Source organism: Tatumella terrea (genome assembly GCF_039523755.1).
Classification (GTDB): domain Bacteria; phylum Pseudomonadota; class Gammaproteobacteria; order Enterobacterales; family Enterobacteriaceae; genus Tatumella; species Tatumella terrea.
In genome coordinates this window covers 203,414-220,797 of record NZ_BAAAFX010000014.1, presented here as the reverse complement: position 1 = coordinate 220,797, position 17,384 = coordinate 203,414, and the positions used below count along the sequence as shown (strand labels likewise).

Here is a 17,384-nt window from a genome sequence, read left to right as displayed (position 1 = left end):
TTACGCGAAGATATTCATATAAATGAAGCATATAAGAAACTTTTCCATTATCGCGCACATCGATCACGGTAAATCCACGCTTTCCGATCGCCTGATCCAGACGTGTGGCGGATTAACTGATCGCGAAATGGCCGCACAGGTCCTGGATTCAATGGATCTGGAACGTGAACGTGGCATTACCATTAAAGCGCAGAGTGTCACCCTCGATTATAAGTCTCAGGATGGTCAGACTTATCAGCTGAATTTCATCGATACCCCGGGACATGTCGACTTCTCTTATGAAGTTTCCCGTTCACTGGCGGCCTGCGAAGGGGCATTGCTGGTGGTGGATGCAGGGCAGGGCGTGGAAGCTCAGACACTGGCAAACTGCTATACCGCCATGGAAATGGATCTGGAAGTGGTGCCGGTACTGAATAAAATCGACCTGCCGGCGGCAGATCCGGACAAAGTTTCTCAGGAAATTGAAGATATCGTCGGGATCGATGCGACCGATGCGGTCCGCTGTTCTGCCAAAACCGGCGTCGGCGTGCCGGAAGTGCTGGAACGTTTAGTCCGTGATATCCCGCCACCGGAAGGTGATCCGGAAGGCCCGCTGCAGGCACTGATCATTGACTCCTGGTTTGATAACTATCTGGGCGTCGTTTCCCTGGTGCGTATCAAAAACGGAACCCTGCGCAAAGGCGAAAAAATTAAGGTGATGAGTACCGGTCAGGTGTATAACGCCGATCGTCTCGGCATCTTCACGCCAAAACGGGTCGACCGTACCGAACTGAAATGTGGTGAAGTTGGCTGGCTGGTGTGTGCTATTAAAGACATCCTGGGCGCCCCGGTCGGGGATACCCTGACGGGTGCCAAAAACTCTGCCGATAAAGCGTTACCCGGCTTCAAGAAAGTGAAGCCACAGGTTTACGCCGGACTGTTCCCGGTCAGCTCCGACGATTATGAAGCCTTCAGGGATGCTCTGGGTAAACTGAGCCTGAACGACGCCTCGTTATTCTATGAGCCGGAAAGTTCGACGGCACTGGGCTTTGGTTTCCGTTGCGGATTCCTGGGCCTGCTGCACATGGAGATCATCCAGGAACGTCTGGAGCGCGAATATGACCTCGACCTGATTACCACAGCACCGACGGTAGTCTATGAGGTTCAGACCACCGATGGTGGTATCGTTTATGTGGATAGCCCTTCCAAGTTACCACCTCTGAACAACATTGAAGAACTACGCGAACCGATTGCAGAGTGTCATATGCTGTTACCGCAGGAATTCCTGGGGAATGTCATTACACTTTGTATTGAGAAACGCGGCGTCCAAACCAACATGGTTTATCATGGAAACCAGGTAGCACTGACCTATGAAATTCCGATGGCAGAAGTGGTTCTCGACTTCTTTGACCGTCTGAAATCGACTTCACGGGGTTATGCTTCTCTGGACTATAATTTCAAACGATTCCAGGCCTCTGACATGGTACGTGTCGATGTTCTGATTAACTCAGAACGTGTCGATGCATTGGCACTGATTACCCACCGGGATAATTCGCAGTATCGCGGACGTGAGTTCGTTGAGAAAATGAAAGAACTGATCCCACGTCAGCAGTTCGATATTGCGATCCAGGCCGCGATTGGTAATCACATCATTGCCCGTTCAACAGTGAAACAATTACGTAAAAACGTACTCGCCAAATGTTATGGCGGTGACGTCAGTCGTAAGAAGAAGCTGTTGCAGAAGCAGAAAGACGGTAAAAAACGTATGAAGCAGGTAGGTAATGTGGAATTACCTCAGGAAGCGTTTCTGGCTATTCTGCATGTGGGTAAGGACAATAAATAAGGACCTGGCATGGCAAATATGTTTGCACTGATTCTGGCACTGGCTACACTGGTGACCGGAATCATCTGGTGTATCGATAAATTTAAATGGGCACCGGCTCGCCGCCTTAAGCAACAACAGGCGCAGGCACAGACAGACAATGGGCTGGATAACTCAGCGCTTAATACCCTCAATCGTAAGCCAGGCTGGATTGAAACCGCAGTATCGGTATTCCCGGTATTGTTTGTGGTATTTATTGTCCGTTCATTTATTTTTGAACCCTTCCAGATCCCGTCAGCGTCTATGATGCCGACGCTGCTGATTGGCGATTTTATTCTGGTCGAAAAATTTGCCTATGGATTGAAAGACCCGATTACGCAAACGACGCTGATCCCAACCGGGCATCCGAAACGTGGTGATATTGCGGTCTTTAAATATCCAAAAGATCCGAGCGTGGATTATATTAAGCGGGTTATCGGTCTGCCGGGTGATAAGATTGTGTTTGACCCTTTCAGTAAAACACTGACCATCATTCCGGGATGTGGCGAAGGCCAATGCGGAAAGGCGCTGCCGGTGACTTACAGTGATATGGAGCCGAGCAAGTTTATCCAGACCTTCAGCGGGTTCGACGGTAACGAAGTCGGCAATGGCTTCTATCAGTTACCGCTGGATCAGAGCATGAAGGGCGGATTACGTCTCGGCACCCGTAAAGAAACACTGGGCGATGTGACGCACAATATTTTACTGATCAATGAAGCTCAAAGTCAGGTCAGTCAGTACTACCAGCAACCAGGTCAACAGCCTGCGACCTGGGTTGTGCCAGCCGGTGAATACTTTATGATGGGTGATAACCGTGATAATAGCGCCGATAGTCGCTATTGGGGCTTTGTCCCTGAGAAGAACCTGGTCGGTAAAGCCGTCGCTATCTGGATGAGCTTTAACAAACAGGAAGGTCAATGGCCTACCGGTGTGCGCCTCAGCCGTATCGGTGGTATCCATTAATCTCCACGCGGGCCCGTTTTACGGGCCTTGTTTCTTAACATGGCTAAAATGCCACTGCACACGAAACAGAGAGAGCTGTCTCAGCCCTGTTCCTTGTGCAGAGTAACAGACGTAATATAAGACTGGAAACGCATGAACCCCATCCTGATTAATAAGCTCCAGCGAAAACTGGGCTATACTTTTTCTCAAGCAGAATTATTACAGCAAGCGTTAACCCACCGAAGTGCCAGCAGCAAACATAATGAACGACTTGAATTCCTGGGCGATTCAATTCTGAGTTATGTTATCGCCAATGCACTTTATCAGCGTTTTCCGCGTGTGGATGAAGGCGATATGAGCCGTATGCGCGCGACACTGGTACGGGGGAATACCCTGGCTGAGATGGCGCGCGAATTTGAACTCGGCGAGTGTCTGCGCTTAGGCCCGGGCGAGCTGAAAAGCGGAGGATTCCGCCGTGAATCTATCCTGGCCGATGCCGTTGAAGCTCTGATCGGTGGAATTTTCCTCGACAGTGATATTCAGCAAATAGAAAAACTGATCCTTAACTGGTATCAGAGTCGTCTGGAGGCCATCAGCCCTGGCGATAAGCAAAAAGACCCGAAAACCCGTTTACAGGAGTTTCTGCAAGGCCGTCATCTGCCATTACCTTCTTATCTGGTAGTACAGGTGCGCGGTGAAGCTCATGACCAGGAATTTACTATTCACTGTCAGGTCAGCGGGATGGATGAAGCGGTAGTTGGTGTTGGTTCCAGCCGCCGTAAAGCAGAACAGGCAGCTGCCGAACAGGCACTGATTAAGTTAGGAATTGAATGAGCGAATTAGCACCCCATTGCGGTTTTATCGCAATTGTCGGCCGTCCGAATGTCGGTAAATCCACGCTTCTGAACCAGTTACTGGGGCAGAAGATCTCTATTACATCGCGCAAGCCGCAGACGACCCGGCACCGTATCATGGGTATTGATACCCGGGATAACTATCAGGCTATCTATGTGGATACGCCCGGACTGCACATGGAAGAAAAGCGGGCGATCAACCGCCTGATGAACCGTGCAGCCAGTAGTTCTATCGGCGATGTTGAGCTGGTTATCTTTGTGGTTGAAGGCACCCGCTGGACCGATGATGATGAGATGGTTCTGGGTAAACTGAAGGCCGGAAAAGCCCCGGTGCTGCTGGCAATCAATAAAATTGATAATCTGCAGGATAAATCTATTCTGCTGCCCCATATCCAGATGCTGAGTCAGAAGATGAACTTTATGGATGTGGTGCCGATCTCTGCAGAAGAAGGGAAGAATGTCGATACCATCGCGGCTATCGTGCATAAACTGTTACCGGAAGCCGAACATCACTTCCCGGAAGAGTATGTGACCGATCGTTCCCAGCGCTTTATGGCCTCTGAGATCATCCGCGAAAAGCTGATGCGTTTCCTCGGTGCGGAACTGCCGTATTCGGTGACGGTTGAGATTGAGCAATTCGTCAGCAATGACCGTGGCGGTTACGATATTCACGGCCTGATTCTGGTGGAACGTGAAGGCCAGAAAAAAATGGTGATCGGTAATAAAGGCTCCCGTATCAAAACCATTGGTATCGAAGCCCGCAGAGATATGGAACAGATGTTCGAGGCTAAAGTGCATCTGGAACTCTGGGTAAAAGTGAAATCCGGATGGGCGGACGACGAACGTGCGTTGCGCAGCCTGGGTTATACTGACGATCTGTAATTGATGGAAGGCTGGCAACGCGCTTTTGTGCTGCATAGTCGCCCATACAGCGAAACCAGCCTGCTATTGGATCTGTTCAGTGAAAATGAGGGGCGGGTGCGGGTTATCGCCAAAGGAGCCCGCTCTAAACGCTCCCGGCTGAAGGGCACGTTACAGCCTTTCACTCCTTTACTGGCCCGGTGGTCCGGCAAAGGAGAAATGAAAACCCTGCATACGGCCGAAGCGATGACCCTGGCGTTACCGCTCAGTGGCCGCTATCTCTATTGCGGCCTGTACGTCAACGAACTGCTGTCCCGTGTGCTCGGGCAGGAAATTCCCTTCGACGAGTTGTTCTTCGATTACCTCTATTGTCTCCAGGGGCTGGCTTCAGCCACCGGTACGCCGGAGCCTGTATTGCGCCGGTTTGAGCTGGCGGTGCTCGGGCACCTTGGCTATGGCGTTGACTTCCTGCACTGTGCGGGCAGTGGTGAACCGGTGACAGAAACCATGACTTACAGCTATCGTGAAGAGAAGGGCTTTATTGCCAGCCTGGTGCTTAATCAGCGCAGTTTCACCGGCAGGCAGCTGATGGCGCTTTCTGACCGGGAATTTCCTGACAGTGACACTCTGAAAGCTGCAAAACGTTTTACACGCATGGCCCTAAAGCCTTATCTTGGGGGTAAACCCTTAAAGAGCCAGGAATTATTCCGGCAGTTTACGTTACCCGCCGGCCCGGTATCCCCGTCGCAGGAGTGACCGGTTGCCGCCATGGCCGTGTGTTGTATCGCTATTGAAGACAGAGGATTGTATGACGGAGTTACTGTTAGGGGTCAATATTGACCATATCGCCACGCTAAGAAATGCCAGAGGCACCCGTTACCCTGATCCGGTGCAGGCGGCTTTTGTTGCCGAGCAGGCCGGTGCAGACGGGATCACGGTTCACCTGCGTGAAGATCGCCGGCATATTACCGATCGTGATGTCCGTATGTTACGCGAGACCCTGCAGACACGTATGAACCTGGAAATGGCCGTCACCGAAGAAATGCTGAGTATTGCCTGCGACACGGTACCGCATTTTTGCTGTCTGGTGCCGGAAAAACGCCAGGAAGTGACCACCGAAGGCGGGCTGGATGTGGCCGGTCAGCAGGAGAAACTCAATGAGGCGGTACGCCGTCTGAACCAGGCGGGGATTCAGGTCTCACTGTTTATCGACCCGGATCAGCAACAGATTGACGCAGCTGTCACCGCCGGCGCACCTTATATCGAATTACACACCGGGGCCTATGCTGAAGCAGAAGAAGGCCCGACCCGTGACGCTGAGCTGGAACGTATCCGTCAGGCAGCCGAATATGCTGCATCCCGTGGACTGAAAGTGAATGCCGGGCACGGACTCACCTATCATAATGTTTTACCGGTCGCCGCTATCCCGCAGATCTATGAGCTGAATATTGGCCATGCCATTATCGGACAGGCAGTGTTCAGTGGCCTGGCGGGGGCCGTCAGTGAGATGAAGGCTCTGCTGAGGGAAGCGCGTCGTTAATGGCTATTCTGGGGTTAGGGACAGACATCGTTGAAATAGAACGTATCGAGCAGGTGATCACCCGCTCCGGCGACCGGCTGGCGAAACGGGTACTGACCGGGTTTGAATGGCAGCAATATCAGCAACACCATCAGCCGGTGCGTTTTTTGGCCAAGCGTTTTGCAGTAAAAGAGGCGGTGGCTAAGGCATTCGGTACCGGTATCCGCGGGGGGCTGGCATTTAATCAGTTTGAAGTCTACAACGATGCGCTTGGCAAACCCTGTCTGCGTTTTTTTGGTCAGGCGAGCACCCTGGCCGAAACGCTGGGTGTACAGCATGTGCATGTCACCCTGGCGGATGAACGGCGGTATGCCTGTGCAACGGTGATCCTGGAAAGCTAAGCCGGATCAACGTCCGTTCAGGCAGAATGCCAGAGGGTGACAAACTTTTCCCATAATGCGTCTTTGGTTTCCGTCTGCTGCGGATCGGTGATAATGGTATTAGTGATCGGGCAGACGCTCTGACAGGTCGGTGCATCATAATGGCCGACACATTCTGTGCAACGATCCACATCTATCTGATAAATTGTCTCGCCCATTGAGATGGCCTGATTAGGGCACTCGGGTTCACACATATCACAATTGATACAACGTGTTGTAATTAACAAAGCCACTTCAGTCACTTACCTTTTTTATCGGGGCATCCACGGGTTACAGATAGTCAGCCATGCTGCGCCACAGATACCATTTCGGAGAATACCCGGACATCACGGATACTTATCTGCATTCCCCGAAAGTGTCACTCAGACCTGTAAAGCCTCACAGGTGAGCCTGTCTTACCGGGCACAGGCGGAGGATTTTAATGGCGCGCACTGTACCACAGAACCCCGTAAAGCCCAATAATGACGGTGCGTTGAGCTCCTTGGGGCGCTGGGAAGGATGTAAGCCGACATACAGAAGCTCACACATGCGAATCTGTGTTACGGCAGCAAAAAACATACTCAAACACCAGAGATCACGATCTAAGTATGAAAAAGAGAGCTATTTACGCATATATTTCAGTAAGGCCGGTAAGGTTACGTTCTATGCAGAGTTCCCTAAACTGAGGGCGGATAATGTGCCGGAATTCATCTCACTGATACTGGCTTAATGGGCTAAAGAGCATGGTGTACATCGGGAGTTTATTCAGCCCGGGAAACCCACTCAGAATGCTTTTATTGAACGATTTAACCGGACATACAGGACTGAAATACTGGATTTTTATCTGTTCAGAACACTGAATGAAGTACGTGAGATCACAGATCGGTGGCTGACAGAATATAACCGCGAGCGACCTCATGAATCCCTGAATAATCTGATGCAGGAAGAATACCGGTTGATGACTGAAAACCGGAAACTTCAAAAAGTGTCTGGAACTAAAACAGGTCTACTTACACAGGCCACGTCCGATAAATGTACCGGCGCGGTATCGATAGCCCAGGCAGACAGCATAACCTCCACATTTTCGGCGTAAGCATGATTTCCATTTTTTATGGACACTTTGCTGAAAGTCTCAAGATCAAGCCATAATATCTTGGACATAAAATTGCTTCATGTTATAGAGTTAACCTGAAATGGATGGATCTTATGTGGGAAGGAGTCCCTATGCTTAAAAGAGGTGGTTTGCGATTATTAACTTCGGGTGAAACTCGTCTGGCAACTGAGTTATACCGTCACAGCATCCAATACAATCGGGTATGGGTTCATCACGGGAGCTATCTCGCATTTGGTATGCAGGGAAATAATACCGCTATGACACCGAATGGTGAGATATGGTTTGAAACCAATGTTTATCGTGATGATTACTCTATAGCTTCGGTGGATTACCAGCATCTGTTTATACATGAAATGATGCACGTCAGGCAATATCAGCGTGGCATGAACGTCAGAATGCGAGGTTTGGTTTCATGGGCTGCGAATTATAAATATAGCCTTGATAAGAAAAGTTTATCTGGTTATTCGATGGAACAGCAGGCTTCAATAGTGTCCGATTATTGGTTGCTAATGAAGTTTGGCTTCGTAAATAACAAAAGAATGATAAATTATAAAGATTATGATTCGTCTCAATCTGTGAAAGATTTGATTGCGAAATATCAAGGGATTTTAAAAGGATTTCCTCAATGATAAAAATTCTTTTATTATTCTTTTCCCTTTTTTTACTGGCGGGTTGCGCTGGCGACAGACTTGCATTTCATAAAAAGGGCAGCGCAACCGTAAATGAAAACCGGGTTTGTATAGCATCGGCCCCCGGTGATATTCTGGAATATTATTCTTTAAGTTCGTCAGAAAATAGTTATGCGCTACCCATTTTAACAGAAGATAATATCGCGAAAAAATATCATGATACCTGCATACCTTTGATTCTTAAAAATAGTACGAATTATGAGTTGATTTATGTACTAAACGGTGAAAAGTATCGGTTCGAGTTTATAACTGATGCCCATAATAAAGTAAAAAAAAGCTATATCAAGTCGTAAAAAATACCCGGCATCCAACGCCATTCATAGTCATATCAATGATTTTCTGGTGTTTACCGGGCTGGGAGGCGGTATAGGTGAAAGTGAATTGTCATGTCTTACGACACGGCTTGCAGAGGTAACGCTGATGACCTGCAGTACTTTTACCGTTACGAACTACGTCTTCAGTCCCGGCACAGGCGGGACAACGCACGGGAATTGAAGTCATAAAAGCACCTCAAAAACACCAGCATAGACTAAATCACTAAGTTGGTAGCATTACCCGGGAAGGCATCCCTATGCTTAAAAGAGGCCGATTGCGGTGATTGACCGCAGGGGGGAATTCGCCTGACAACTTCCCCCTTCCGCGGCAGAGCAAACGGATAAAGCCCTTTTCTGCCTCCGGAATGTGGCTTACATTACCTCGTCAGTGACGATACCGTCCGTCACCGGATACCGGCTAAGGGAACCTATTGATGAAGAAACAAGATAAACGGAACATTTTCTTTGATCTTGATGGCACGCTGCATAAACAGGACTTGTTTGGTTGCTATCTCCGTTTTTCGCTGACCAGACAGCCGAAAAATATGCTGCTGGTGGTTCCGTTATTTCCGCTGGTTATCCTCGGGTTGCTGTTGTGCGGCAGGGCAGCACGCTGGCCAATGAGTCTGTTACTTTGGGCAATCACCGCAGGGCAGAGTGAAGCGACGTTGCTTCGCCAGGACGCTGATTTCTGCCGCTGGTTCCGCCAGCGCGTGACGCCATTCCCGCGGGTGATACAACGTCTTAATGAATATCTGCAGGCCAGTGATACCCGGGTCTGGCTGATCACCGGTTCGCCGCAATCGCTGGTCGAACAGGTGTATCAGCAGAGTGATTTCCTGCCGGCGGTGAATCTGATTGCGACCCGGATGGAAAGACGCTTTGGCGGAAGGGTACTGACTCTGCGTTGTCTGGGCCATGAGAAAGTGACACAGCTGGAAAAACGGATGGGTCATCCGCTCGCGTTATTCAGCGGCTACAGTGACAGCCGGCAGGACAACCCGCTGTTGTCCTTTTGCCAGCACCGCTGGCGGATCACCCCCGGCGGTGAAATGCAGCGCATCAGGTAGCTGTCGCTGTCTGCCGAAGCCAGGGGCTGCGGGGCTAATAGGTGACCGTCACCGTGATGGTATCCGTATAGCTGCCGGCGGGCTGATTGGTCTGAGAGCTGTCCACCGTGGCGGTATAATTGATCGTCTGGGATTCACCGGTGCCGGTTTCACTCAGGTCGTTTTCGGGTGTCCAGGCGGTGCCATCCGCCTGATAAAGCTGATAGAGCAAATAGCGGGTCGATCCGTCAATCGCCGATGACATCTGTCGCCAGTCCCCGCTGACCGGATTGCTGCTGCTCAGGTTGACGGTATAGGCGGCATTTTTCGTGCACAGGACCGTCAGTGCACTGGCAACAGAGGCGAAGTTTGCCGGTAATGCGGCACTGCCGAAACTGACATCCGGAGCCTCTTCAATAGTGCAATCATTAGTGACTATCGCGGTTAAGGTGACCGTCGATGTCGTATCACCCGTGGTATAGGCACAGACCCCCAGCAGGCCGATAAAACAAATATTGTAATGCCAGTTGATGGTGATGGTATCGGTATAGGTTCCTGCCGGCACATTCAGGCCGGCGGCGGTATGGATATACAGGGGTAACGATCCGTCACTGGCATCAAACAACCCCAGCAGCCCGAGTAATGAGGTTGAGCTCCAGGTGATGGTCTGGCCTATGGTATAGGTGGTGCCGCAACCGGAACTGGCACATATCGTGTAAGGGATCGCACTGCCCGACGCACTGGTCATCTGCGGTGTGCTGCCACTTTCCCCGGCCGAGGAGGCGATAGTCGCGGTGATAGTATCCGTGCTTAATAACGTTAATAACCCGCCGGTGCAGGTAAAGCCGGAACCGGTCTCCACGGTTTCAGCCGTGCTTGCCAGGGTGAATGAACTGAGCGAGCCGAAGCTTCCGCTGGCCGAACTGGACGTACAGTCGGCCAGACAGAGATGAGAAACGAAGAGTAATAACAGTCCTGTCAGCCGCAGGAGGAAGGAATTACCGGTCATTAAGCGGCTCCTTTACTGAGGGGAAGTGACATTCTATCGGGCCTATAGTGGCAGGGATCCGGGTTTCCTGAGGTAAGGTGAAGGAATAGTGACATTCACCGTCCGGGGTAGTGATCACTAAGCGATTCTGTCTGCCGAGATGGGATAACCATGCCTGGCCGTCATAGCCGACGACTGCAGACTGACCACTGTCCAGTTCGTTTAACGGAGTTCCCACCGGCAATGGTTGTTCCCGATCATTGGTGAGGGTCAGTATTGCTGAGCGTACCCGCATCACAGGAAAGTGCACGATGGCACCACTGTCCTCACGTACAGCCACCCGTTTTTCCGGTACCGGAGCATCAATATCTGCCGGTAAATTCATGGTATCGATAGAGACTTTTCCCGCATACCAGCCGGAGACCCAGGGGATAAGCAGATGTCCCTGTTTATCGGTGACCCCGACCCGACGGTTTTCATACCTGACGACGGTATCCGGGTAGCCATCGGTATCTGCCACAATAAAAGCGTCGTTGATTGGCCGCGAAAGGAAATAATCATTATCCATCGCAATGAGAGACCCGCTGGCTTCTATCCACTGATTAACGTTACTGTCATCGCCATAGAATCCGCCACTGACTGTCGAATAACGGTTTATCCAGGTCAGGTTTGCCTGGTTATAATTCTCTTTACTGAAGGAGTGGGCGACCGTCCATCCCAGCCCCCCCTCCACCGGGGCGGCCCGGGTGTAGCCAATCTGTCCGGTGACCTTGCCATTGGCGTTCTGATTAGCGGTGGCATTCACGGTTGACTGGTCACCCCAAGGGATAGTCAGTTGTGCTACCCCGGTCAGCGCATGACTGCTCAGCGTTTTGTTCAGGCTCAGACTAAAGCTGGCACTACGACCGATGGCATGACTCCATGATGCGTTAGCCAGCCGGGTCCGGGTGCCATCCTGCGCACGGATAGCGAAATAACCCAACCCGAAGGTTCCGGCGGCCTGGCCGATAGGGGTAATGCTGAAGGTGGCCTGATCTGAACTCCGGCTGGATGCCGCGTCATTACTGTCATCGGAAAGATCCAGATAAGTGCCGCGGGTATTGATATGCTGAAGATTCAGGCTCCAGAGCCGGCCATAGTAGGACCAGCCGGAGGTATACTGCTGCCCGTGCTGCAGGCTGTCGTACTGACTGTGGCTTACGGACAGGCTGAGGGTTCCCCACTGCCCCGGAGTGAAGTCGGCGCCGGTGCCGGCGAGCCATAACTTTTCGCTGGCTTCACTGTGCACGGAGCCGGTAAGACGATTAGTCAGCCCGTAACGGTAAATACCACTGAAGGCACCTTCCCCGTAATCATTACTTTTTGTTCCGTAGTTGCGGCGTAATACGCCGGCTGAGAGGTCAAAATCGCTCATGCCGCGCGCAAGTAACTTATTGGAGACGTAAAACGGGATAGTGGTTGAAACCTGACGTCCCAGCGCATCGGTCGTCACTACCGTGGCTTCACCGGCACCATTAATAAAAGGAACATCTGTCAGCGTATAGGGACCGGCATTCACTGACTGGCTGCTGGTTTTGTAGCCGTTAACGAATAAATTGACCGTTCCGGGGACGGCCGCCGAGCCCGACCAGTTTAATAACGGGTATGTCACCAGGTCCGGACGAACGCTGAAATTACGGCTGATCCGTAATCCGGCCATCCGAACGGAGTTACTCCAGGTCAGAGAGTCACTGATGAAATCTCCGGCCTGGACGCTGATTAACCGGTTAACATCACTGTATTTCCAGGAAGTGTCATAACGCATATACCCTTGCGGGGTGTTATCGTTGCCTTGCCAGGTCGTTCGCCAGACGCCACTTTGTGAAAGTGTGCCTTCATCGCTGAAGAAACGACCTTCTAACAGCGTACTGGTGGTGGCTGTACCGGATCCCGATTTCAGGCTGTAAGCATCATAGTTGAGCAATACGCCATGGCTGGTGACCGGAACCAGTTCTTTCTGCCGCCGGCGGTTACCCAGGAATTGTTCAGGTAGCCAGGCATCAGGAACCCGCAGATCCAGTTGCTGCCGGGCACTGTCATAAGTGGCATGTACCCCGGGGAGTTGAGTGACATCCACTAACCCTGACGTGGCCGGGAACTTAAGATAGTTTTTTCTTAAGACGGCGGCGCCCACCATGAAATGATCATTATTCACCGATACCGGCACCAGTTCAGGATTTTTATTACCGTTAACTGACAAGGTCAGGTAAAGGGTATAGGCCTTACTTTCTGCCTGGCCCAGTGTCGGTGGCGGCAACTGGTTATAATCATCTGCCCGGGCGATGCCGGACAGGCTACAGGCCATGCTTAACAGCAGCGGATGTAAGGCCTTATTCATGATTATCTGCCAGCGTCTATCATGACCGGCGCCACATTATCTGCCAGTCGCGTAAAGAGTTGTGGATGCAGGGCGGGCTTTTCCGGCAGAGGGAAGTTCACCGTCTGCCCTGGCAGAACATACCCGAGAAATCCTTTCGAGATAAAAACATCAGGATGCATCGCATCACTTCCCCAGAAAATATCACTCAGCCTGGCATGGCGTGTTCCATGGTTGGTAATGGCCAGCACGGGTTTGCCCCCGGAGGAGAGTATCTGCCAGGAGAGTTTTTTCCGGATATCCGTCACCGGTCCGTTCTGACCGACAGGCTGGATACCCTGACCATACAGGAACAGCGGTAATACATACCGCATGCGCATGATCAGTCCGGCATTGTGGTTTTGCATCTGAGGTGCCATCACCCCCGGGATCTCATCGATAACAATGCGGTAGGCATCTTCCTGCTGCGCAGCCGTCGGCCGCAGGCGGATCAGGCGGATCAGTTGTCTTCCCCCCGGCTGGATCGTCACGAAAGGGGGGCTTGCCAGCACATCTTTCTGGTCCGAGTAAACAGAGGCGGAGTGACGCTGCTGCCATTTAAAAATCCGCACCTGCAGGGTGACGGCATTACCTCCCTCATTCTGTAGCCATAGCTCTGAACCTCTGTCGCTATTTTTTATCACCTGAAATATCGGCCATACCAGGATGGAGCTTGCGGCATGAGCGGCAGTAAATAATGCGGGGAGTGAGAGTAAGAGAGACAGTAAGACAGATCGGATTTTCATGTATTTACGCTTTAATAAGTCAGAGTAACGGTAATGGTATCGGTATAGGTGCCGGCAGTGGGTAAACCTGTGACCGGAAATAACCGTCCGTATAGGGTGTATGTCTGGGTCGTGTCGGGAAAGGATGCGACGCTATAGGCCAGTGAGCCCGTTCCCCAAACGGTACTGTAAGAGGCATCCTGATAAAGCTGATAGCCGAGGGTCGCGGTGCTGTCGCTGTTTTCCATATAACGTTCGCTGGCTGACCCGCCATGGAGCCCGTAATCCAGTGCGATTGAAACAGACATCCCCGGGGTGCAGGTCACGACAATGGAACCCGCCCCGGGAGTACTTGCCACATCCACGTTATCCGCGATCGAAGACATCGAACCAAAATTCAATGTGCCGAAATCGGTTACCGAATCACTACTGCTTGTTCCGAGAGCACATCCACTGGTGATCACTGAGGAGACGGTGAAGCTGCTCGTCGTGATATCTGCAGACGCGGCCACGGAAAACAGGGCTAACAAGGCGGCTAAAGTGAAGTGGCAGGTCATTTCACTTATCTTCACCTGTTTACCAGGCTAAGGTCGCTGTCACTGTATCGGTATATGTCCCGGAGGTCGGTGCCGTCGAGGTTTGGCCGGTCGGCAGGATCCGCCCATAGATAGGAATACTTTGTGCATCACCACTGGCTGTCAGTGAAATAGCGGTGCCGGGTTCAATTTCTGTGTCGTAAGAAGCATCGGAATAGAGGTGATAAGCGATGTCCGAGCTGGTAGTGGTACCGCTGGTGGTGGTGGTGTTTACCATATTACGGACATTACCCGATTCATTCAGGCCGCCATCCAGTGTCAGGGTCGGGCTAAGCCCTGAGGTGCAGGTCACCGTTACGGCATCCTTCCCGTCGGAACCTAATACACTGCCATTAATGATTGAGGTTAGATCAGCATAGGTACCAAAATTAAGTGTTCCCCAGCTGTTCGTGCCCGAAGACGAACTGCCGTTGGCGACAGTACAACCTTCTTTAATCGTCACCTGAACCCCAACCTGGCCGGTTAATGTCCCTTCAGCCGCGCTGGCCGAAAGACTGGTGAAGGCAGTGGTTAAGGCGACCCCTAACGTAATTAACAGCTTTTTTCTGAGTTTCATAATCAAGTAACCTTATGCAGTGTGGAAGACGGCAGTATGTCCGGCAGCGCAGTGTTTTTCTGACCAATCACAACATGTCTGATTTTTCAGGTCGTCGTTACCGGTATTAATAATGATTAATTTATCTTTACTTTCTGTTTTGCTAACAACAGATTATCACATGAATAAGAAAAGTCTCAGTTAACTGAGCGGGTGGGGCGCTCGAATGCAGAAAGGCAGTTTCAGGTGATTTTTTTCGGAATGGTATGGCAGTTGATTGTTTTATATGGATTTTTTGGTTTTTTAATCCCGTGTGGTTTTGTGATTTTTTTGTGAAATTATTTCTGCTGAAATATATCGTAATATAAATTAATGTTAATAATTTAATTTTATAAGAAATTATTATTAATAACTAAAGTTACTTTCCGTATTGCCTCTTTCAGCATGACTGCCGGTAAAAACCGTGCCGTACTACGATTTACCGCCTGAAATCGTTATAATCGGTGTTGTTATCGTTTCAGAGGAAAGAGAGTGACCGACAAAAATGATGAGTACTGGATGCGTTATGCCATGACGTTAGCCACCCGGGCTCAGGAAAATAATGAGGTGCCTGTCGGAGCGGTGTTAGTGCAGGGCGGCGAAGTGATTGCCGAAGGCTGGAATCATCCCATCGGGGATCATGATCCGACGGCCCATGCCGAAATGATGGCATTACGCAATGGCGGAAAGGCATTAGAAAATTACCGGTTACTGGATACCACCCTCTATGTCACCCTGGAGCCCTGCACGATGTGTGCCGGGGCGATGATCCATAGCCGTATCTCCCGGCTGGTCTATGGCGCCCGTGATGCGAAAACGGGGGCTGCGGGTTCATTACTGGATATTCTGCATCATCCCGGGATGAATCACCGGATAGTCGTGGAGGGGGGCGTGCTGGCAGAAGCGTGTGCGAATCAGTTAAGCGAGTTCTTCCGCCAGCGCAGAGCACAAAAAAAAGCGCTGCGTCAGACGCAGCGCGAGGATCAGTAGGTTATCGGATCAGTTCATCGCTATTTGTGGCTCTGACGGAGAAGGCATGTCAGAGTCAGGAATAGGGATGATTTGTTGCTTCTTCTTTTCTGCTTCCTGCAGATATCCGACCAGGCTGATATTGTACTTACGAATATTTTCCACGTAATTATAGGCTTCGGTGCCGCGGGCAAACCCGTAAGTGGTCTGACGGTAGTAGCGCTTCTGTGACAGCAGCGGCAGCCGTTGTTTAACATCGGCCCAGCTGTCCGGGTTAGCGCCCTGCATCATGGTCAGCTTGCGCGCATCCATCATATGAGCAAAGCCCATATTATAGGCCGCCAGCGCAAACCAGATCCGCTCATCCTGAGGGATGGTCGGCGGAACTTTATCCATCAGCTTCTGCAAATACTGGCTACCGCCACGAATACTTTCTGCGGCGTCCAGGCGATTAGCCACATCCAGACTGTCGGCAGTATTACGTGTCAGCATCATCATGCCCCGGACCCCGGTCGGAGAGGTGGCCTGCGGGTCCCAGTGAGATTCCTGGTAAGCAATGGCTGCGAGCAGTCGCCAGTCGATCTGGCTGGCGTACTTCCTGAACAGCGGCTGTAATGACGGTAACGTACTGTCGATAGCCCGCAGAAAAGTCCGGGTATCGACATAATCAAAGCTGCCGGTATGCCCCAGATATTTCTCATCCAGTCTGGCCAGTGTGCCTTCTTCATTCAGCTGGTTGTAAAAATCCAGCAGTGCAGCGTTCAGACTATCGTCAGCCGTTTTTGCCATATACCAGTTAACCGGCGCTTCATTGGTGACATCAAATGCCACGGCCAGTTGCGGGTGGATGCGTTGCATCATCCCGATAGTGGCTGAATCGCCGATGGTATAATCCAGTTTGCCGTCAGCCACCTGCTCCAGCATGGCTTGCGGACTGAGCTTATTCTCCACATGCCAGCTGAGTTGCGGATATTTATTCGCTTTGAACGCCTGCAAGGTCGAAATAAAGGACGACTCCGAAGGCACCGACAAGGTGCCGTGTAAATCATCCAGATTTTTCGGGCGGGGTTTATCCACCCGGTAAACCAGTTGCTGCGTTGTCATATAATAAGCAGGGCCGCTACGGTAATCGCGTTGACGTTCTGCATCCCAGGCGAGTCCGGCAGCCAGGATATCGGTACGATGATGGTTAAGATCATCAAACAGGCTTTCAATGTTTGGACGTACGGAGATGTCCAGCTTCACGCCCAGATAGTCTGCAAAGCGTTTAGCCAGCTCATAATCCATCCCCGTCGGATTTTTGCTGTTCTTTTGCCAGGTCAGAGAAGAGCTTATGGTGCTGACACGTAACACTCCGCGGGATTTAATCTGCGACAGAGTATCTTGTGTACCTGAATGCCAGGAGATAGCAGGCCATAGAGCCATTGCCAGTAACAAGGTGACAAGACCGATCAAAAGATAATTTAATTTTAAATATTTCAAAAAGTTATCTCGTTAATCAGCTCCGGGTTTAGCCTTTTGGCAGGAATGTAACAG

General features: G+C 51.0%; 18 protein-coding genes and 3 pseudogenes. 13 read left to right on the top strand and 8 right to left on the bottom strand.

Annotated features, from left to right (window positions below):
- The first annotated feature begins 22 nt into the window (after nucleotides 1–22).
- From lepA to acpS, 7 genes are all read left to right on the top strand, one after another.
- On the top strand, nucleotides 23–1,822 hold the full coding sequence (lepA, locus tag ABD035_RS11520; protein ID WP_212713239.1) for a translation elongation factor 4: 1,800 nt from the start codon (nucleotides 23–25) through the stop codon (nucleotides 1,820–1,822).
- A 9-nt stretch (nucleotides 1,823–1,831) separates the two neighbouring features.
- Entirely contained in the window at nucleotides 1,832–2,803 is a 972-nt protein-coding gene (gene lepB, locus ABD035_RS11515) for a signal peptidase I (protein ID WP_343870298.1), read from the top strand.
- A 132-nt stretch (nucleotides 2,804–2,935) separates the two neighbouring features.
- The gene (gene rnc, locus ABD035_RS11510) at nucleotides 2,936–3,616 is read left to right on the top strand and encodes a ribonuclease III (protein WP_025903717.1); all 681 of its coding nucleotides are present in this window, start codon (nucleotides 2,936–2,938) and stop codon (nucleotides 3,614–3,616) included.
- Complete coding sequence (gene era / locus ABD035_RS11505) at nucleotides 3,613–4,518, top strand: GTPase Era (protein WP_212713241.1); 906 nt, start codon at nucleotides 3,613–3,615, stop codon at nucleotides 4,516–4,518. Before rnc ends, era begins: the two co-directional genes overlap by 4 nt.
- Nucleotides 4,519–4,521: 3 nt before the next feature.
- Nucleotides 4,522–5,253, top strand: coding sequence for a DNA repair protein RecO (gene recO / locus ABD035_RS11500; RefSeq protein ID WP_212713446.1), 732 nt, complete (start codon nucleotides 4,522–4,524; stop codon nucleotides 5,251–5,253).
- A 52-nt stretch (nucleotides 5,254–5,305) separates the two neighbouring features.
- Complete coding sequence (gene pdxJ / locus ABD035_RS11495) at nucleotides 5,306–6,037, top strand: pyridoxine 5'-phosphate synthase (protein ID WP_212713242.1); 732 nt, start codon at nucleotides 5,306–5,308, stop codon at nucleotides 6,035–6,037.
- Nucleotides 6,037–6,417: a holo-ACP synthase gene (acpS, locus tag ABD035_RS11490; RefSeq protein WP_343870293.1), complete on the top strand. Its 381-nt coding sequence runs from the start codon at nucleotides 6,037–6,039 to the stop codon at nucleotides 6,415–6,417. Before pdxJ ends, acpS begins: the two co-directional genes overlap by 1 nt.
- Nucleotides 6,418–6,434: 17 nt before the next feature.
- On the opposite strand, the gene ABD035_RS11485 is transcribed toward acpS, so the two are convergent.
- Nucleotides 6,435–6,689: a YfhL family 4Fe-4S dicluster ferredoxin gene (locus ABD035_RS11485; RefSeq protein ID WP_025903712.1), complete on the bottom strand. Its 255-nt coding sequence runs from the start codon at nucleotides 6,687–6,689 to the stop codon at nucleotides 6,435–6,437.
- 188 nt (nucleotides 6,690–6,877) lie between these two features.
- Here ABD035_RS11485 and ABD035_RS11480 point away from each other — a divergent pair.
- The 4 genes and pseudogenes from ABD035_RS11480 to ABD035_RS11465 all read left to right on the top strand — a co-directional run.
- Nucleotides 6,878–7,117: pseudogene (locus tag ABD035_RS11480) on the top strand (recombinase); the annotation flags it as partial.
- Nucleotides 7,118–7,434: pseudogene (locus tag ABD035_RS11475) on the top strand (integrase core domain-containing protein); the annotation flags it as partial.
- 225 nt (nucleotides 7,435–7,659) lie between these two features.
- A complete protein-coding gene (locus ABD035_RS11470) occupies nucleotides 7,660–8,178 on the top strand; it encodes a type IV secretion protein Rhs (RefSeq protein WP_343870290.1) in 519 nt (172 codons plus the stop codon).
- Nucleotides 8,175–8,531 carry a putative T6SS immunity periplasmic lipoprotein gene (locus tag ABD035_RS11465; RefSeq protein ID WP_343870288.1) on the top strand — a complete coding sequence of 119 codons (357 nt, stop codon included), beginning with the start codon at nucleotides 8,175–8,177 and terminating at the stop codon, nucleotides 8,529–8,531. The genes ABD035_RS11470 and ABD035_RS11465 overlap by 4 nt, the downstream gene beginning before the upstream one ends.
- Before the next feature lie 7 nt (nucleotides 8,532–8,538).
- On the opposite strand, the pseudogene ABD035_RS11460 reads toward ABD035_RS11465, so the two are convergent.
- Nucleotides 8,539–8,739 (bottom strand): annotated as a pseudogene (locus ABD035_RS11460) (IS1 family transposase); the annotation flags it as partial.
- Between the two features lie 247 nt (nucleotides 8,740–8,986).
- Between ABD035_RS11460 and yfhb the strand changes: the two are divergent.
- Nucleotides 8,987–9,622 (top strand): phosphatidylglycerophosphatase C, encoded by a 636-nt coding sequence (gene yfhb, locus ABD035_RS11455; RefSeq protein WP_343870286.1) that lies wholly within the window; start codon nucleotides 8,987–8,989, stop codon nucleotides 9,620–9,622.
- Between the two features lie 34 nt (nucleotides 9,623–9,656).
- On the opposite strand, the gene ABD035_RS11450 is transcribed toward yfhb, so the two are convergent.
- The 5 genes from ABD035_RS11450 to ABD035_RS11430 are packed head-to-tail and all read right to left on the bottom strand — an operon-like array spanning nucleotide 9,657 to nucleotide 14,861.
- Nucleotides 9,657–10,610, bottom strand: coding sequence for a Csu type fimbrial protein (locus ABD035_RS11450; protein ID WP_343870284.1), 954 nt, complete (start codon nucleotides 10,608–10,610; stop codon nucleotides 9,657–9,659).
- Complete coding sequence (locus ABD035_RS11445; RefSeq protein ID WP_343870282.1) at nucleotides 10,600–12,966, bottom strand: fimbria/pilus outer membrane usher protein; 2,367 nt, start codon at nucleotides 12,964–12,966, stop codon at nucleotides 10,600–10,602. The genes ABD035_RS11450 and ABD035_RS11445 overlap by 11 nt, the downstream gene beginning before the upstream one ends.
- Nucleotides 12,967–12,968: 2 nt before the next feature.
- Complete coding sequence (locus tag ABD035_RS11440) at nucleotides 12,969–13,730, bottom strand: fimbrial biogenesis chaperone (protein WP_343870280.1); 762 nt, start codon at nucleotides 13,728–13,730, stop codon at nucleotides 12,969–12,971.
- Nucleotides 13,731–13,741: 11 nt separating this feature from the next.
- Nucleotides 13,742–14,266 carry a Csu type fimbrial protein gene (locus ABD035_RS11435; RefSeq protein WP_425579723.1) on the bottom strand — a complete coding sequence of 175 codons (525 nt, stop codon included), beginning with the start codon at nucleotides 14,264–14,266 and terminating at the stop codon, nucleotides 13,742–13,744.
- A gap of 19 nt (nucleotides 14,267–14,285) precedes the next feature.
- Entirely contained in the window at nucleotides 14,286–14,861 is a 576-nt protein-coding gene (locus ABD035_RS11430) for a Csu type fimbrial protein (protein WP_343870276.1), read from the bottom strand.
- Nucleotides 14,862–15,371: 510 nt separating this feature from the next.
- On the opposite strand from ABD035_RS11430, the gene tadA reads away from it, so the two are divergent.
- A complete protein-coding gene (tadA, locus tag ABD035_RS11425) occupies nucleotides 15,372–15,869 on the top strand; it encodes a tRNA adenosine(34) deaminase TadA (RefSeq protein WP_212713251.1) in 498 nt (165 codons plus the stop codon).
- Between the two features lie 9 nt (nucleotides 15,870–15,878).
- On the opposite strand, the gene mltF is transcribed toward tadA, so the two are convergent.
- Nucleotides 15,879–17,330, bottom strand: coding sequence for a membrane-bound lytic murein transglycosylase MltF (gene mltF / locus ABD035_RS11420; protein ID WP_343870273.1), 1,452 nt, complete (start codon nucleotides 17,328–17,330; stop codon nucleotides 15,879–15,881).
- Nucleotides 17,331–17,384 lie beyond the last annotated feature (54 nt).

What these genes read in the sequence shown, in the direction of transcription:
- yfhb (WP_343870286.1), top strand. Translation starts at nt 8,987, where the DNA reads ATGAAGAAACAAGATAAACGGAACATTTTCTTTGATCTTGATGGCACG.
- acpS (WP_343870293.1), top strand. Translation starts at nt 6,037, where the DNA reads ATGGCTATTCTGGGGTTAGGGACAGACATCGTTGAAATAGAACGTATC.
- recO (WP_212713446.1), top strand. Translation starts at nt 4,522, where the DNA reads ATGGAAGGCTGGCAACGCGCTTTTGTGCTGCATAGTCGCCCATACAGC.
- ABD035_RS11430 (WP_343870276.1), bottom strand. Translation starts at nt 14,861, where the DNA reads ATGAAACTCAGAAAAAAGCTGTTAATTACGTTAGGGGTCGCCTTAACC.
- ABD035_RS11440 (WP_343870280.1), bottom strand. Translation starts at nt 13,730, where the DNA reads ATGAAAATCCGATCTGTCTTACTGTCTCTCTTACTCTCACTCCCCGCA.
- ABD035_RS11470 (WP_343870290.1), top strand. Translation starts at nt 7,660, where the DNA reads ATGCTTAAAAGAGGTGGTTTGCGATTATTAACTTCGGGTGAAACTCGT.
- era (WP_212713241.1), top strand. Translation starts at nt 3,613, where the DNA reads ATGAGCGAATTAGCACCCCATTGCGGTTTTATCGCAATTGTCGGCCGT.
- ABD035_RS11435 (WP_425579723.1), bottom strand. Translation starts at nt 14,266, where the DNA reads ATGACCTGCCACTTCACTTTAGCCGCCTTGTTAGCCCTGTTTTCCGTG.
- ABD035_RS11450 (WP_343870284.1), bottom strand. Translation starts at nt 10,610, where the DNA reads ATGACCGGTAATTCCTTCCTCCTGCGGCTGACAGGACTGTTATTACTC.
- pdxJ (WP_212713242.1), top strand. Translation starts at nt 5,306, where the DNA reads ATGACGGAGTTACTGTTAGGGGTCAATATTGACCATATCGCCACGCTA.
- lepA (WP_212713239.1), top strand. Translation starts at nt 23, where the DNA reads ATGAAGCATATAAGAAACTTTTCCATTATCGCGCACATCGATCACGGT.
- ABD035_RS11465 (WP_343870288.1), top strand. Translation starts at nt 8,175, where the DNA reads ATGATAAAAATTCTTTTATTATTCTTTTCCCTTTTTTTACTGGCGGGT.
- lepB (WP_343870298.1), top strand. Translation starts at nt 1,832, where the DNA reads ATGGCAAATATGTTTGCACTGATTCTGGCACTGGCTACACTGGTGACC.
- rnc (WP_025903717.1), top strand. Translation starts at nt 2,936, where the DNA reads ATGAACCCCATCCTGATTAATAAGCTCCAGCGAAAACTGGGCTATACT.
- ABD035_RS11445 (WP_343870282.1), bottom strand. Translation starts at nt 12,966, where the DNA reads ATGAATAAGGCCTTACATCCGCTGCTGTTAAGCATGGCCTGTAGCCTG.